Annotated in this window: 14 protein-coding genes; 5 read left to right on the top strand and 9 right to left on the bottom strand. The window is 38.3% G+C overall.

Features of this window, described 5'->3' with window-relative positions:
- From ED622_RS18165 to ED622_RS18185, 5 genes are all read right to left on the bottom strand, one after another.
- Positions 1 to 780 carry a DUF4311 domain-containing protein gene (locus ED622_RS18165; RefSeq protein WP_060994042.1) on the bottom strand — a complete coding sequence of 260 codons (780 nt, stop codon included), beginning with the start codon at positions 778 to 780 and terminating at the stop codon, positions 1 to 3.
- Between the two features lie 60 nt (positions 781 to 840).
- On the bottom strand, positions 841 to 1,137 hold the full coding sequence (locus tag ED622_RS18170) for a DUF4312 family protein (protein WP_061005512.1): 297 nt from the start codon (positions 1,135 to 1,137) through the stop codon (positions 841 to 843).
- 1 nt (position 1,138) lies between these two features.
- A complete protein-coding gene (locus ED622_RS18175; RefSeq protein WP_061005510.1) occupies positions 1,139 to 1,501 on the bottom strand; it encodes a glycine-rich SFCGS family protein in 363 nt (120 codons plus the stop codon).
- A 1-nt stretch (position 1,502) separates the two neighbouring features.
- Entirely contained in the window at positions 1,503 to 1,850 is a 348-nt protein-coding gene (locus ED622_RS18180; protein WP_122036468.1) for a transcriptional regulator, read from the bottom strand.
- Between the two features lie 328 nt (positions 1,851 to 2,178).
- Entirely contained in the window at positions 2,179 to 5,094 is a 2,916-nt protein-coding gene (locus tag ED622_RS18185; RefSeq protein ID WP_122036469.1) for a hypothetical protein, read from the bottom strand.
- A 219-nt stretch (positions 5,095 to 5,313) separates the two neighbouring features.
- On the opposite strand from ED622_RS18185, the gene ED622_RS18190 reads away from it, so the two are divergent.
- A complete protein-coding gene (locus ED622_RS18190) occupies positions 5,314 to 6,177 on the top strand; it encodes a hypothetical protein (RefSeq protein WP_122036470.1) in 864 nt (287 codons plus the stop codon).
- 83 nt (positions 6,178 to 6,260) lie between these two features.
- On the opposite strand, the gene ED622_RS18195 is transcribed toward ED622_RS18190, so the two are convergent.
- Genes ED622_RS18195 through ED622_RS18210 form a run of 4 tightly spaced genes read right to left on the bottom strand, consistent with a single transcriptional unit; the run spans position 6,261 to position 11,198 of the window.
- Positions 6,261 to 7,835: a hypothetical protein gene (locus tag ED622_RS18195; RefSeq protein ID WP_122036471.1), complete on the bottom strand. Its 1,575-nt coding sequence runs from the start codon at positions 7,833 to 7,835 to the stop codon at positions 6,261 to 6,263.
- 6 nt (positions 7,836 to 7,841) lie between these two features.
- Positions 7,842 to 8,408 carry an ECF-type sigma factor gene (locus ED622_RS18200; protein ID WP_122036472.1) on the bottom strand — a complete coding sequence of 189 codons (567 nt, stop codon included), beginning with the start codon at positions 8,406 to 8,408 and terminating at the stop codon, positions 7,842 to 7,844.
- A 13-nt stretch (positions 8,409 to 8,421) separates the two neighbouring features.
- Positions 8,422 to 9,849, bottom strand: coding sequence for a chromosome partitioning protein ParA (locus tag ED622_RS18205; protein WP_122036473.1), 1,428 nt, complete (start codon positions 9,847 to 9,849; stop codon positions 8,422 to 8,424).
- Entirely contained in the window at positions 9,846 to 11,198 is a 1,353-nt protein-coding gene (locus ED622_RS18210) for a serine/threonine-protein kinase (RefSeq protein ID WP_122036747.1), read from the bottom strand. The genes ED622_RS18205 and ED622_RS18210 overlap by 4 nt, the downstream gene beginning before the upstream one ends.
- Before the next feature lie 264 nt (positions 11,199 to 11,462).
- Between ED622_RS18210 and ED622_RS18215 the strand changes: the two genes are divergently transcribed.
- From ED622_RS18215 to ED622_RS18235, 4 genes are all read left to right on the top strand, one after another.
- Positions 11,463 to 12,053, top strand: a complete 591-nt coding sequence (locus ED622_RS18215; protein WP_122036474.1) for a hypothetical protein — start codon at positions 11,463 to 11,465, stop codon at positions 12,051 to 12,053.
- 524 nt (positions 12,054 to 12,577) lie between these two features.
- A complete protein-coding gene (locus ED622_RS18225) occupies positions 12,578 to 14,674 on the top strand; it encodes a protein-disulfide reductase DsbD (protein WP_122036476.1) in 2,097 nt (698 codons plus the stop codon).
- Positions 14,667 to 15,170, top strand: coding sequence for a protein disulfide oxidoreductase (locus tag ED622_RS18230; RefSeq protein ID WP_045103177.1), 504 nt, complete (start codon positions 14,667 to 14,669; stop codon positions 15,168 to 15,170). Before ED622_RS18225 ends, ED622_RS18230 begins: the two co-directional genes overlap by 8 nt.
- A 24-nt stretch (positions 15,171 to 15,194) precedes the next feature.
- A complete protein-coding gene (locus ED622_RS18235; protein ID WP_122036477.1) occupies positions 15,195 to 15,923 on the top strand; it encodes a DsbA family protein in 729 nt (242 codons plus the stop codon).
- Positions 15,924 to 15,942: the final 19 nt, after the last annotated feature.

The following is a 15,942-nucleotide window of genomic DNA, read 5'->3' on the forward strand; positions in this document are numbered from 1 at the left end:
TTACTGATTGCCGCTAAGGGTGGTATGAACATTCTCTAACCAAGTAGGAACGGTGAGCCTGAAAGACTCGATAAGCTCAATGTCGAACCCACGGAAGAAGGCACTCATAACAAACAGAGTGATAACCGCTGCCAGCATAATTTTGGTTACTTTATTCCATCCACCATCTTCAACGCCTTTACCGATTAAGATGCCAAGAACAAGGCCAGGTACAGCGTTACCCATGATCATTTGAGCCAAACCACCAAAAATAGTTGCCCAAAAACCAGAGCGACGACCTGCTTCGATAGCGGCTAACCAGAAGATAACTGGCATCGCAATGTTTACGAGTAGGTTGGCTGCTGGAACCAGTACTTTCACTGCGGTAATTTGTAGACTTTCAGGAACAGCAGATGCTGTTGAGTTTAAAAATGCCACGACAATCATGCCGATGATGCCACACGCAATACCCATTTTTTTCGGGTCATGCATTGTCTCTGCAACATTTTTATTTTTAAACATTAGAGCCGCAGCACCCCAGTGAGGGATGATTCGATGGTCAACATCTTGAGTGAAGGCACCCGCTGCAACAGAAGACGCCCATGCGTTAAAGAAGAAGCCAAGGCCAAAAGAAAAGTGAGATGCAGGATCGCCTTCACAAGAGTTAAGTTCGCCAAGAGTACGGAATGCCCCCATACCTTGAACCGTTGGAGCGTGGAACATACGAGCGGCACCCACACCGACGCCTACGCCCACTAAAGCCCCTATTATTAGAGACTTCATTAATATAATTAAGAACATCTATATATACCTTCCATTTATATACTTAAATAAGTTTTACTATTTAAAGCGAATAGGTGTTTATATTGATTTAAAATCCAGTTGGTCAATATTAATAATGGTGACATTAACAGTGACATCTAACGTTACTGAATACGTGGCTTTATTTCGTGGTAAAAAGAAAAACATAAACTTTTCTATTCTTTCTTTTTTGTCCGCAGTAATTAATTTCACATCAACAGGTTCTATACGTAAAATAACTTGTTCATTATCTTTAAGAATTGTTTTTTGAATATTATTTAATGCGGCACTGAAAGCTGATTGTTTTGTATTTCCATCACCACTAACCGTTACAGTTGTTGTAATAGATTCTTTCATATTAGCTTCTGTATTTTTTAACGAATGCTTCAACCAATTTTTGGCCAAGTTCTTCTTTATCCATGAAGCCAAAACCTAAAACGTTGTAGCCTTCATTGATAGCGGTCACGCCTTCTTCAACAGAACGCATACCATATTTTGCTTTGTAACCGTATTTGTTTTGAGCTGTGATTGCACCAGCGCCGCCGCTGCCACAGAAAGAGATACCGAAGTCTGCTTGCTCTTGGTTCATGATGTCACCAAGTTTCATGTCTGCGGCCATTCCTGGGATCACAGTGACAATGCCACCCGCCGCTTCAACACCTAAACCTACTTTTTGCCCTTTACCTAAACGGTCGCCAATCACTACTGTTATATTTGTCATGCTATGCTCCAAATTCTTCTGTTAATTCGTTTTCTTTTGCCACTTCAAAGTGAACAGATAATAAATAAGATTCTTCGTACGCTAATGTTGGAAATAAATTAACAACATCTTCTGCTAATTTGTGTGATGATTTTGATATTTCATCAAACATGTCAATTTCAACTTCTGGTAATGGTTCATGAGTATGAGATCTAATTACCATTGCTTTTAAATGAGAATAAAGCATTTGTTTTTGAACACTGTCTGGAAATATTTTCTCAGCTCTTAAAATAGAAATTACTTTATTGAACGTTGAATTTACTTCTTCAGTGAATAACTCTTCATTAATTTCTAGAGTAGGACTATCCACGTTTGTTGTTCCCTCTACATAATAAGTTTTAATGTTTAACTTGATGGTTGAATAATATAAGTGGAAAGAAAAAGTGAACAGGGAGAGTTTTTCCACTTTGAAGTGGAAATAGGAAGGAGTTGGTGGGATGAGTTCAAAGTTTTAAATTTATTCACTTATTTATTATGGGGTTATGAACTGGAAATCGCAGTAATGGAAAGTGGAAGTTAAATTGATAGTGATGATTTTTGTGATTTTGGTTGGATTTTTTGTTGGAGTTGGAAGTGAGAATTTCAGGTCGTAGATAAAAGAAACCCCGCGACGCGGGGTTTTTATTTACTAATTATGGTTAGTCTTTTTTGAAGCTAAACATAATATCTTGATATTTACCTTCGTAAGCTTCTTTCACTTCACCGTGTAGAGTGTGAATGCCTAACGATATTTCTGAGTCACTCGTAAAGTCAACACCACATGAATCACCTTGTGGGTAAAAATTAATATTAGGGGTGTAATTATTTGTCACGGAATCCCAATATCCCCAAGAGATTGGGTATTCAGAGATTGAATAACCATCAAATGAGTAAACTTTTTTTACTAAATCACATGACATGTTTTTGATGAAAATATCGGCATCAGTAGAACCACTTTCACACATATCACCTGAGCAATTTTGATCAACACTGTTCATCGTTGCATCAACTCTTAATTGTTGAATATTACCGGATTCATCTGTGAAATAGATTGTATTTTCAAGTTGATTAATACTGCCATCTTCCAGTTTATGCCACTCAGCCATAATTGCATTTGCTGAGTCTGGAGTTGTCGACGCAGCATATGAATATAACCATGAGTATGATTCACCGTGCCCTACCGGAGGGGTCATAGTTTCCTGAAGTGTTGTAATAAATTTATTATCAAACATTTTTGCAGATAGATAGATATTACCTTTTTCCATTAAAGGCTTTTCATTATCATCAAGAATAATATCACCATTCTCATCGCGGTATTCTTCTTCCATTTGCAGGTTTATTACATGGTTGCTATCAACGGTATATTTGCCAAAAGATTCAAATCTTTCATCGATATTAGGTTGCGTATCTTTACTTATCGTTGGGCATTCATCAAAAGTTTCTACTGTGCGAATTGATGAGAACATTTCGCCAGTGCCTGTATTTGCCCCATCGCTCATAAAGTAACGAACTTCACATGAAACACCAGAACCTAAGTATTGACCATCTTCATTATCGATACCTTCAACTGCAGATTCATAAAGGAAAGTGTTTTCCATGCTGACATTATTGCCAGGTTGAGGTGGTGGAATCACTTCATCCGCTGGCTTAACATCAGGCAGAGTGATTTTTACCATTTTAGAAACGATTTCATTTTCAGCATCAGGATTGATGCCTGCTGCTACGTAGAAATAACCGCCTTTTGTTGCTTCTTTTGGTGTACCTAAAATAGTTAAAGTACCAAGGCCGTTTACTTCATCAGTATAAACTCGAACACCAGGAATCGTTGTGTAATACTCGTGATTGTTTCTTGATTTTTTATCAAATTCTAAGCCCGCGTAATACTCAATGTCTCCAGTTACATTTGAATTGAACAGAGGTGTAATATCTAAGTCTAGAGCCTCATGGTCAATTAAATCACCGACGGTTAAATCAAGGCTATTAATTTGGTCTTGCAGTAATTTCACTTCATTTTGATTAACTGAAATCATGCCTTCAACAATTGCTGGAAGTTCAAGCTTTACCACTTCACTACTTAAGCCGTTATCCGCAGTTGCTCTTAGTTGAATAAAATATTCACCTGCTTTTGCTGTGCTTGTTGGGCGACCTGAGATAATAATATCTTTCTGATATTCATCTAATTTGATAGTTAAGCCAATCGCGTTTGCATTTGATGATAGTTCGATTGTCTTAACGGTTTCGTTAAACAAACCATTAGCGGAAAGAACCGTACCTTCAGGCATAGTGAAAGACTGGCCAACGATTAGGTCTAGATTTGCAAGCGTATCTTTTGTTTCAGCTAAATAGTCGGTATCGATAGAAGGTTTTACAGCGTCAGCTTCTGCTTTAACATCAAAAGAGAAGCGGGCAGTAACTGTTGAGTCAACCTTTTCTTGTCCCGCTTCTGGTTGTAAAATAAGAGCAAATTTACCAGCGTCTGTTGGAACACCAGAAATAACTAACTCGTTGTTAATAATTTCAAATGCCATACCTTTAGGGGTATTAGTTGTATCTGTCACAGCAAGAATCTCAGTACCATTAATATCTTTATCGCTAAATAGATCTGCGATAGAAATTGTTAGTAATGATGCTGCTTCTTTTGGAGAGAGAGCTTGTTCTAAATTTAGTTTATCTAATGAGTTTTGGATCTCATTGTATTTAGCTTGATTAACCAGTGTTTTGTAAGTTGTGGTTGGTGGTGGTGCGATACTATCGACAGCTACAGATGTATCAATTACTGGCTTGTATGTTGGGTCGGTTAATTTATCTTTATTTTCATCAGTATTTAATGTTACAGCGGTATCCATCGCGACTTTGGCAATCGAATCGATTTTAGTTGTGTAATCACTAGGTGCAGAAGTCGCTTTTGTTTCTGTCAGAATTTGTGCTGTTTTATGTAAAACTGGATCTGATTTAGTGAAGTCAGAGTACAGTTTAGTTGTACATTTTTCGCCTGTTACTGTGCCTTCACCAAATAGAGAATTACATACATTTTGTTCAGCTGTTGCATCTGTTCTTAATACTACAGGAGCTTGCAATGCAACAAGGTCAGTAATTGGTGAAATTACGATATTATCGCCAACTTGTTGAGAGCGAAATACAACCGAATGTTCCATTGGTTGCCCCGGTAAATCCATATCTGTGGTATAGGTATCAGAGTATTCTGATGCAAATTTACTTTCAGCATCAGCTAAACGTTGAGCAAGTTGCTGATCAGCAAATTCCTTAGTCATATCCCCAGGTTTTAATGTTTGTAGCGCAATAGTTCCTGTTGATAAGTCAGTACCTTTAGGTAACGTTATTTGGCCTTTTGTATTCGTTAAGCCAAGAACTGTGTCGCTTTGGTCAAGTTGGCCTTTAGTTCCAATGTTACTATCAAGAAAAACTACCGCATTCTTAAAATAACCATCAAAACCCGTAATAACGATACCACCAGCTGAAGGTGTACCTGTATTGGTATCTGAACCACCATCTGAGCCGCCACAACCCACTAACGCTAATGCCACTGACGCTGCTAGTAAACTTACCTTTTTCATTTTTATCTTAATCCTTTGTAATGTCGGGTAGCCGAACCCAGCATGTTATTTATAAATTCAAAAAAACAGGCTACTTGTACTCCTCCTTTTGGAGCTAAACAAGACACGGAAAATAAGGAAAAAACCGTAAAATTTATTTTTATTTATTTTCAATAACTATCTTGGTTTTTTGGAATAAATCACTCATATTTCGCCGCAAAAATAAGTGATGGATTAAAAATGAAACGATTAGTTTGGTTAGGCTTGCTTCCGTGCTTGGCAGTGGCGCATGAAGGTGAGAAAAATTACGGTTATTCTTACTTTACATTCGGATTAGAGAACGTTACTTATCAAGAATATTATGGTGGGACGCAATCGAAAGTGACGATCACCAATCCTGTGTTAAACAGTGGGGGTCTGTATTACATCAACGATAAGTTTGATTTCTCGATAGATGCGTTAGCGTCATTCTCTCCACAAAGTGCGGTTGAAGAGTGGGATTATCGTGGGCAACTAACCCAAACAAACCAATTTGAATACTTAAAAACGGCGACGAATATTCAATTACACTACAAGCTTACTGATGAATGGCGAGTGATTGGTGGTCCAGCTCTTACTTATCAAACCTACACTCGCTATGGCATGAGAAACCATAATGGTTTTATTAACAAAGCCTTCTATGGAACATGGGAAGAAACATCGACAGATATCTTTGTTGATCTTGGTGTCGCTTATGATAATGGCTCTCTATTTAGTGATGATAAATGGAAAGTGAGTGGTCGTGCGGTACTTGGAATGCCAATTTACAGTGTGACTAAAAACACCAAGTTCGAAGATAATACCTTTAATGATTTTGGCATGAGAGCATCCATTGAGGGGACGGTTAGTTACGAGATAATGAAAGGGCTGCACCTTGGTTGGTATGCTATGCTTAGCTACGAAAAACGTTTTGAGACAGATAAACAAGCAGTGCAATTTGAGACCTGTGTGACCATGGTTGATGGAGTGTGTACTGAGCGTGAGATGAACAGTGGATATGCGACACTACCAGAAGCCGATACTCATACATTCAGTACCGGCTTACAAGCCCTTTGGAGTTTTTAGCCTACTATAGGCCAAATAATAGAAGGGGCTTCTTTATTTTCCCTTCTATATTTAAATTTTTGATATTAAATGGTTTACTGTTTTTAATCGAATGTTGGGGCGTGATAAATTAAGTTAACTTTAAACTCTTCAATGAGATGGGCAAACTCTGGTTTTGGCTTGAGAACATAACTATAGATTCCACCATCAACCAGCTCATCATAATAGGAGTAATCTAAATCTAAATAAGCAAAGCGCTTTTGGTTATTTGCGTTAATTCTCTCTTCGCATTCTATAGGGTCAATATTATTTGGTGCCGTTGAGCTTGTTGTGATGCTAGCGTATGCCCCTTGTCCACCTAATATTGAACTTTGATAGAAAGGCAAAACAAAGCTACATCTCATATCATGAGTATCAGAATTAATATTCAGATCAGAATCTAAGACAGCCCAGCTTGGGTCTATTAACCTAGAATCCATCATGTACATTCCAGTCGTCCCTTTAATGTAGTTACCACTTTTATCGGTAGGAAAGAAATATTCAAATTTTTCCATTTGATAAGGATATTCACCAGTCACTACATTTAAACGGGATTCCATGGCCTGCTTATTTTTTAAAATTGTATAGGTTTCAAATTGCTTTCCATTATGCACAGTAGTGAGGAGGCTCTCTCCTTTTTCTTCACTGGATTCATAAGCAAGTTTAATTTGCCAATGCTGATCGGCATCAAAAGAAGAATGAGTACTGGTTAAAATAAGCTGTTGTTTATCAGCTTGATAATTTCCTATTTGAGTCAATTGTTTTTCGGTAGGGCAGGTTTGTTTATTCGTCGATGAGGCATAGAAAGCGGTATCATTAATAAATTTAAACGCTTCACAATAAACAACTTCATAATCGTAATCTTGTCCAAGAAACGAGTTTGTTGTTTCTAAACGATAAATAATCTCTCCAACAAGTGCGTTTTCGTTGGTTGCTGCTGCATCCTCTATTGAAGGAAGCGTGAATTCAATGTGTGTCCAGGCTTCTTCTCCCTCTCCGTGATGATCATCTTTGGCTGAAATAATAAAGTTCGTCTCTTTCTCATTTTTAATTGGCGAACCAACCAAGGTGAGGCCATTTTTGTTTATTAAAGATAAACCTGGATATGAAAAGTATATTCGAGTGGTAATAAAGTCATCTTCTTCATCATAAAATAGACCACTGATATTGAATGATAAATTAATCGGCGTTGATTGGGTTAAATCCAAAGCATATAGCATAGTTTGAAGTTTTTGATGTATTTCTTTGTTTACTTTAGGTTTTTGATTACCAAGGTGGCCTGATTTTTCTTCTGCTTTTAATTTTGAACTGTCTTGATTGGTATATTCATCACTCTCTGTATTCAATGTGTCTTGAGGGAGGTTTTGAATCATTGAAGTCTTATTTATTGTTGTAGCGTCTTCTTCTTTTATTGTTTCTTTCTCACGTTGTTCTGATTGAGCTTTTTTTTCTATAGATGCCTCAGTACGGTGAAAACGAGTAAGAAAAGCGTCATGCTCCGGGCTATTTTTAGCTTTTGGCTGTGATAGATTTTTTATCGTCAGTGTTTTATCTGATGGCGATGAGTGTACTGAGTATAGTCCGATGCCAGCCATCAATATTACGGCGACTGGCACTAATGGTAATGTGTATTTTTTCATGTGTTATTACATCATACGTGTTTGAAGCCAACTGCGAGAGAATTTTAAATCCTTTTCGATTAAGCTTGAGCTGCACTCTAAAAGCTGACAGATTTCGTTGTTTTTCATACCCATCAGATATTTTAATTTTAGGGCATTTGATTGACGAGGATAGCGAATACTAAAACTGTCTAATGCTTTATCCATTATAAGCAGCTGTTCAAACCTATCACTGTCATTCTGTATTGCAGTCAATGCTTGACGCTTTCTTGCTTGTAATGAGCGAGCATTATCGATCAAAATTTGACGCATTACCTTAGTTGCCATTAAGAAGAAATCACGTTTAGTTTTTATATTATCTAGCTCTGAATTTGATAGCTTAAGATATGCATCGTGAATTAACGCCGTGGTGCTATTAACGCTATCAGACAATACATCGTTATCATCACCATACTTTTCGGCGTTACGTTTTCGTTCTTCTTGGGCTATATGACGCAGTTGTAAGTAAGCAAATTGATAGAGTTGGCTTTCTGCTTTTTTATCCCCAGATTGCCAGTCTTGAATTATTTGAGTTAATTGCGTTGTCGCTGTCATAAAAGATATTCCGTTAAATTTTACTAAATTCAGAGATCGAAAAAGTATGGAGCTCTTCAGTTCCATCAGGTTGTACTTGAAGCGTTTGGCGGTAGCGATAAAGAATACCCTGATGCCAATTTTTACCTGCAGGCAAATACTCCCAACTGGTGTGCTGAGCTTGGTTACCGTTGAGGTACCAACGTATTAATAAATTCATTTGGACCAAACGAGCGCTTTTGGTTTTATTTTTTATCCACCACATATCCGCATATTCTTTGCTTACATCTAATTGATAATCATCTCTTTTCAAAGAGCAAGAGCGTGTTTCGTTAGGGCCTTTAAATACAGAACCGTCTTTAATTAATAAGCAGGTAGTGTGTATCGTATTATCTTGATATTGCGTTTGACGCCAAATACCTTCAAAAGGGATGTGTTTCTCTTTTTCTTTTGGATAGGTAAAGGTGATTTTTTCACTGCGATTTTGATGTTTAATGTGTTCATTAGGTCCAAGCCCTTGTGCTTTTTCCATGAATAATTCAGTTTCAGGATCAAAGTTCATCGCAATGGTTCTGTACTTCCAATCTCCAGCGTCATTGTAATTATCTAAAGAAAAACCATTAAGATCATTGCGAGTACATCCGGTTGTTGAGCAACCAATAAGACCACCAAAACCGTCAAACTCAGAAATAGGTTCTTTGATTTTTTCTACAGAGTTAGAGGGGTTTAATCGGCATCCATTAAAATAATCGCCCGAGCTTGGATATTGAGTAAGATGAGAAAGACTAACTTCATATTCAATATTTCCAAAAGAAGGGCGGAATTTTGGGTGATGCTGATACTTAATGTCATAAACACACACTCTTCCTTGCCAATCTTTTTTCTTAATCGTGGTATGTTCAAATCGCTTATTGAGTGGGCGGTAAATAATATTGTCTGATGTAAAGTTTTGCTCAATGTATTTCTGGCTCTGGTTTAGATGTTGTACTGCTTCTTTGACAGAGACCAATTCCATATTAAGCGCCGCTGCTGAATGATCTAATATATTGAGATCAATTTTTTTGAGCTGTTGTTGGAAGCTCACATCAGAAAGCATTTTGCTGGCAAGGGTGATCTCTTCGCGATTATTTGGGGTGCTATCAAGGGAAAGTAATAATCGCGTGAGATTAATGCTTTTGCTTGGTGTTGTCGTTGCTAAAGTCGGCGTTACCACTTCTTGGCCTGATAATGTACTAAGTAAATAACCACTATCATCGTTTCCTAAGAAAAAGCGTACGACATCACCAGAGCGATACTCAAAAGCGCCTTTATTTGTTGTGCCAGAAAGTTGTGAGCTAGTTTGGTAATAAAGCCCTGTGACTGGTGAATCAATAAAGTATCCGGTCTTAATTTCAGCAAAAGTAGGGGTAGAAATACTAAATAGTAATCCAGAGGACAGTAAGGATTTGAGTATTGTTTTCATAATAGCGCTGCTTTTTTCTCTTGATGTGTTGAGTCTTTAGGGGGAACCGCTGTTATTTTTTGTTTCGTTGGAATAGGCGTCATCATGGCCAGCAACATTTTCTGTTTTATGTGTGTAGGCAATTCTTGATTAGACAAAATTCGACGTCGAGTTAACTCAAGCATTGAGCTAATTGATGCTTGTGACGTGGAGGTTCCCTTTGAGTGAAAAAGTAATTGGGTTACTTCAAACATCATTTTTTCAGCAACGATTTTTTCTTGTTCTAATTGATGGTTTTTAATCGCTAGGAGCGTTGAAAAAGTGGCTCCAGATAGGATTAATAAAGCAAAAAGAAATGACTGGATCGGCTTTCGCTTTAATAAACATTGAGTTACATAAAGAGGTGAGTGTCGTTTAAAGGCGATTGGTCGAGAACCCAGTAGACATTCAATATCTAGGCGCAACTCAGCGACCGACTGATAACGCTCAGATAAATGGACTTGTGCCGCTTTATGTTGGATCTGTGCTATATCACTTTTATCAGTAAGGTTTGGAAATAAAAAGCGTAATAGTTGCCCTAATGAGTAGATGTCACTTTGTGGTGTTAGATTGCTCCCCAATTTTTGTTCTGGGCTCGCAAATTGTTCACTAAAAGCAAGTAAAGTATGCTGATTAGAGCATGGTTCATCATGTGTTTTTTGGGTTAAATTGAAATCTATTAACTTCGGTAACCCCTGCTTATCTATTAGAATATTTTCCGGTTTCAAATCGGCATGAAGCACATTATGTTGATGAGAGTGCTCTAATGCTTGGCAAATCTGACTAAATAAATGCAGTTTCTGATTTTTTGATAATGAAGTATTAGCGGTAAATTCATTAAGGGTTGTACCAATTACTTTTTCCATCACGATGTAAACGAGATCTTGATGCTCTCCGCCATCAAAAACTTTAGCTATATACGGATGATTTAGATTAGCCAATAGTTGAGCTTCTTTAAATAAAGCGTGTTTATCCAATAAATTATTAAAGCTTGGTTGGATAAATTTGATAGCGAGTTCTTGCTCGAAAGTATCATTAGCACGAACAGCAGAATACACGACCCCAATACCACCACGACCAAGTTCATGGGTTAGTTGGTACTTATCTACGGTTTGGCCGCTTAAATCATGGTCAAAAAGGCAGATTTGTTGCGCGTGAAAACCGAGCAGTTTAGTAAAGTGCTCTGAAGTGGAAGTAGTCAGTAAAGGGATTATCTCTTGATAGAGTGTTTGATGATTTTCTTTAAGCGTTTCGAGTGCTTTTTTTTGCTGCTTCTCATCTAAATCTAGTAAGCGATAAAACACTTGAGTGGTGGTATTTCCTAGCTGCACGGAATTATGAGTATAGTTATTTTTGCGTACTGTATTCACTAATGTGATAAAAGGGAATTTATTTTCTAAAAAGTGAGAATATTTCAGTAAATTTATTGATCCTTGCATTGTATGGTGAGTTTTTATCCTTCTTTATGCTGGCTTATCTTAGGTTATTATTACACTCACGTAATAGTCATTTGCTTTTTACTGGGATAGTCATTTTTCAAATAAAGCTTACACTTAGTCTCATCAAATCGAGTTAATGCATAGAAGGTAATTATTATGGCTGAACACAACACTCTGCAATTTCAAGTTGGACAAACGTTTACAGATCACCCGTTTCAAGAAGGTGATGGTGCAATGCTTGAGTTGTTCCGTAATGATTTACCAAATATGCTTTATGTTGGCCTTGGTAATATCACCGCTGATGAACAAGCGGTTTTAGGTCAAACTGACGCGCAACTTAGTGTCATTACCTCTGATAATGGGGGTTGCTTGGTTGTGGTTAGTTTTGGTGATCTAGCATTTGAGATGCAATTAAACTCAGCCGCTATTCCTGAAGATTATTTCACACTGACAGAAGAGAAAGCTCTATCTGTTTCTATGATAGCGGTAGATAGTGCAACGAATTTACTCGTCGCTGTTCGAGAGTTTACGCTGCCAGAAGTATTAAGCCGTCAGTTTATTGAAGTGGTTAAGGCGCAGCGTGAGTTGGGTAATGTGGATGCGGTGAATATGGAAAATATGCAGTTAATAAACTCGTTAACGCCAGAAGCTCTACAAGAAAAAATGGAGTTTCACCCCCTACAAAGTGTTATCGCTGCACCGACTTGTGGTTGTGGGCATCATCATCACCATGATCACTCGCATTAAATTTAAATAGGTAAACTAGGAAACTATTTAAAGGAGCGTGTGTCCTAATTGCACTCGTTCCTTATTATTTGTAGTTAACCGGTTGATGAAATCTGCGTTTCACAGACATAAATTTTTTAGATGGCCCCTCATTCTCGTATGTTGGGTTATCTTTGTCTGTGCGGCAAATAATATTGGTTTCTTGAATTCATGTTCTTTGCCGTTAACTGATTCGGAGTCTGCTTCTGTTCAGCAGGGATCAAAAGTAGAGCAAGATAAAAACGGATTAAGTGATAAATGCGAATTATCAGATCATTTAGTTCATTTTGAATCACATCAAGTTGGCGAGCATGTACTTATTGTACAGATATTTACAGTCCTCCTAGTGATAGGGCTGTTGCTATCTTTTAGTTATACCTCCTTATTTACAGAGCCAATCCTTCACAAAGGAAGGCGGCTTCATCTCAAGTTATGTGTCTTTAGAGAATAAATAATCGAATGTTTTATCGACATTCGACGTATATTTATTTTTAAAGGAAACACACATGCAAAAATCAGCAATGACAGCGCGTATAGTCTTATTTGGGCTATTCGCGGTATTGTGCAGCGTATTTATATCTGTTGCCCATGCAGAAACGCCAAATACTGGATGGATTAAAAACCCCAACCACACCCCAATAGAAACACGTTTTGTTCTTACTGGACAAATCAATAAAGTTGATCAAACCGTTGCCGGATTTTTAGAAGTTCGTCTTGCCGGTGATTGGAAAACCTATTGGAGAAGCCCTGGAGAAGGGGGGATTGCCCCGAGCATGACGTGGGAGGATTCTCAAAACATTCGCAGTATCGATTGGTATTGGCCATATCCGAAACGCTTCGATTTACTTGGGATTGAAACCCTAGGCTATAAGGGAAGTGTTATTTTCCCTATGACACTTCATATTGATGATCTCAATAAGCCTGTAACCTTTAAGGCCGATCTCACCTTGTCATCTTGTACCACTATCTGCGTACTGACTGACTATCCATTTGAACTTACGTTCACTCCTACCGATCTAACGCTTTCCAAAGAAGCGATGCACGTTTATGCCCAAGGGTTAAGTCAGGTTCCAAAACAATCGGCATTGATCAGTGAGGTGAAAGCGGTGTGGGATGCTACAAAAATGCAGCTTCAGGTGACAGCAACCAAAAAAATGGGGTGGATAGCCCCTGATGTATTGGTTGATGGTCCTTCCGATGAGATGCAGGACGATAACTTTTCTCGTCCAAAGATTGATGTGGATGGTGATGATATCACCGCAACATTCGATGTCAGCAGTTGGATGGGAACTCCTAATCTAACCGGTGAAAATATCAGTGTTACTTTAAAAGATAAGGAATTCATTGCTGAGCAGCCCGCAAGTATTCGCGATGGAATGATCGCACGCAATATGCAGTCTATTGTACAAATGGTCCTGTTTGCTTTATTTGGTGGTTTTATTTTAAATATCATGCCATGTGTTTTCCCTGTACTGGGTATGAAATTAAGTAGTGTTATCTCAGCCCAAGGCCTTGAGAAAAAGCAGATTAAATTGCAGTTTTTAGCCTCTGCAAGTGGGATTGTTTTTTCGTTTTGGCTTCTTGCTTCTTTCTTAGCGGTGCTCAAGTTATCGGGTAATGCAATTGGATGGGGGATTCAATTTCAAAGTGCGTGGTTTATTGGGGCAATGACACTCATTACCGTGTTGTTTGGTGCCAATATGCTGAGCTTATTTGAAATCCGATTATCATCAAATACCAACACTTGGATCGCATCAAAAGGGAACAACTCTTACTTTGGTCACTTCATTCAAGGTATGTTTGCCACCTTACTTGCCACACCTTGCTCCGCCCCTTTCTTAGGAACTGCGGTTGCTTTTGCTTTAGCGACAAATATCCCAACCATGTACGGCATTTTTACTGCGTTAGCGCTTGGTATGGCCTTACCGTGGATATTGGTTGCGATCTTCCCATCGATTGCTCTTTCGTTACCAAAACCTGGTCCATGGATGAGTAAGGTTAAGTCTCTTTTTGGTGCGATGATGCTTATCACCAGTATTTGGTTACTGAATTTACTTTCTAATCATTTATCAGAGCTTTGGATTTATGCTATTGCAGTGATATCAGGTGGTGCAATTTTACTGCGAACGGTTCAAGTGCATAGTAAGAAAGCGGCGGGATGGTTGAGTATTTTGTTTGCGATCGCATTTGGTTTTGGCACCGTGATAGACAGCATGACGTCAACGGACCTTTTACCTGCCGAGCCCAACTGGGTTCCTTTATCGAGTGAATCTATTCAGCAACATGTCGATGAAGGAAAAGTGGTGTTTGTTGATGTTACCGCCGATTGGTGTGTGACATGTAAGGCAAACAAGATTGGTGTGATGCTTCAAGAGCCGGTTTATAGCGAGTTAAACAGCGCCAATGTTGTTCCTATGGAGGGAGATTGGACGGTTCCGAATGAAGAGATTACCTCTTACCTACAAGATCATGGCCGATTTGGGGTGCCATTTAATGTGGTTTATGGCCCAGGAGCGCCAAACGGCATCGAACTTCCTGTGATTTTGAATGAAAAAGCCGTTATGGATGCGATTAAAAAAGCAGGGGGGAACAGTGATGGGTAAGAGTAAAAAAATGAAACGTTGGGGTAAAGAAGCGCTTATTTACTTGGTTATGATCATTATTCTTAGCTTTGCTGTTGATATGTGGAGAACCAAAGATATGCCTGTTAATGCAACTCCTGCAGTTGCTGGGATTAGCACAACAGGAGAGTCGATAGATGTTATTGCGATGAGCCAAGAAAAACCTGTGGTGGTCTATTTTTGGGCGACGTGGTGTGCAGCGTGTCGATTCGTAACACCAACAATTAATTGGTTCAGTGATTCTTATCAGGTTGTTGGAGTGAGTACGAGCTCTGGAGAGGATAGAAGAGTCTCCGGCTATATGAAATCCCACGAATATACCTTTAAAAATATTAATGATACGCGCGGCAATATTTCAAGAGAGTGGGGCATTAGAGTGACCCCAACGATCGTCATTATTGATAAAGGCGAGATAAAAAACATCACTACGGGGATAACAACTCCGATGGGATTACTTGCTCGCTTATGGCTTATCTAAACAAATATATACGGACAATAAAAAATGAAATTTAAAACGAAATTAATCACAACACTGGTAATGGCATGCTTATTTTCTCCCCTTGCTTCTGCAATGACTCAGTCGGAGAAAATTCAAGATATCAATGAGATGCTTAAAGGTAATCCTGCAATCATTGATAGTCTTCATGAAAGTTTAGCTATGTATATTGTTCAACAAGGTAACTATCAAAAAACATTGGCGGATTATCATGATTATATGTACAACAACCCAAATCTTCCGTCGTTTGGTGCCAAAGATCCTAAGTTAACTATTGTGGTGTTAACGGATTTAAGTTGTCCTTGGTGTAAAAAACTAGATCCAGTGTTAATGAGGTTGGTCGATGAACACCCAGATGATCTTAAAGTGATAAATATTTATGTACCACTTAAAGAGCACTTAAACCCGATTAACTCTGCCACCTTTGCAATGAGAGTATGGAAAGAAAGCCCTGAAAAATTTAATAAAATTAACGAAACCTTATGGAGTAAACCCGGCATTCACAATGTGCGCTCTGTGATGAAAGTAGCAAAAGCGAATGATGCTGAAAAGTACGTATCAACGGATAAAGAAGTGGAAGATATGGTGGCAAAAAACCGCCAATTATTTACGGATTTAGGCGCAAGGGGAACACCAGCTATGTTGATCGATGGTCAACTTCTTCCTGGCTATTTACCTTATGAAAAGTTAGCACCAATGGTTGAAGATAAAATTGCAGAAAAGTCAGGCAAGTAACATCATATTTAATTGAATT

This window comes from Aliivibrio sp. EL58 (genome assembly GCF_900312675.1).
Taxonomy (GTDB): domain Bacteria; phylum Pseudomonadota; class Gammaproteobacteria; order Enterobacterales; family Vibrionaceae; genus Aliivibrio.

What these genes read in the sequence shown, in the direction of transcription:
- ED622_RS18170 (WP_061005512.1), bottom strand. Translation starts at nt 1,137, where the DNA reads ATGAAAGAATCTATTACAACAACTGTAACGGTTAGTGGTGATGGAAAT.
- ED622_RS18225 (WP_122036476.1), top strand. Translation starts at nt 12,578, where the DNA reads ATGCAAAAATCAGCAATGACAGCGCGTATAGTCTTATTTGGGCTATTC.
- ED622_RS18230 (WP_045103177.1), top strand. Translation starts at nt 14,667, where the DNA reads ATGGGTAAGAGTAAAAAAATGAAACGTTGGGGTAAAGAAGCGCTTATT.
- ED622_RS18190 (WP_122036470.1), top strand. Translation starts at nt 5,314, where the DNA reads ATGAAACGATTAGTTTGGTTAGGCTTGCTTCCGTGCTTGGCAGTGGCG.
- ED622_RS18195 (WP_122036471.1), bottom strand. Translation starts at nt 7,835, where the DNA reads ATGAAAAAATACACATTACCATTAGTGCCAGTCGCCGTAATATTGATG.
- ED622_RS18175 (WP_061005510.1), bottom strand. Translation starts at nt 1,501, where the DNA reads ATGACAAATATAACAGTAGTGATTGGCGACCGTTTAGGTAAAGGGCAA.
- ED622_RS18235 (WP_122036477.1), top strand. Translation starts at nt 15,195, where the DNA reads ATGAAATTTAAAACGAAATTAATCACAACACTGGTAATGGCATGCTTA.
- ED622_RS18215 (WP_122036474.1), top strand. Translation starts at nt 11,463, where the DNA reads ATGGCTGAACACAACACTCTGCAATTTCAAGTTGGACAAACGTTTACA.
- ED622_RS18165 (WP_060994042.1), bottom strand. Translation starts at nt 780, where the DNA reads ATGTTCTTAATTATATTAATGAAGTCTCTAATAATAGGGGCTTTAGTG.
- ED622_RS18200 (WP_122036472.1), bottom strand. Translation starts at nt 8,408, where the DNA reads ATGACAGCGACAACGCAATTAACTCAAATAATTCAAGACTGGCAATCT.
- ED622_RS18205 (WP_122036473.1), bottom strand. Translation starts at nt 9,849, where the DNA reads ATGAAAACAATACTCAAATCCTTACTGTCCTCTGGATTACTATTTAGT.
- ED622_RS18185 (WP_122036469.1), bottom strand. Translation starts at nt 5,094, where the DNA reads ATGAAAAAGGTAAGTTTACTAGCAGCGTCAGTGGCATTAGCGTTAGTG.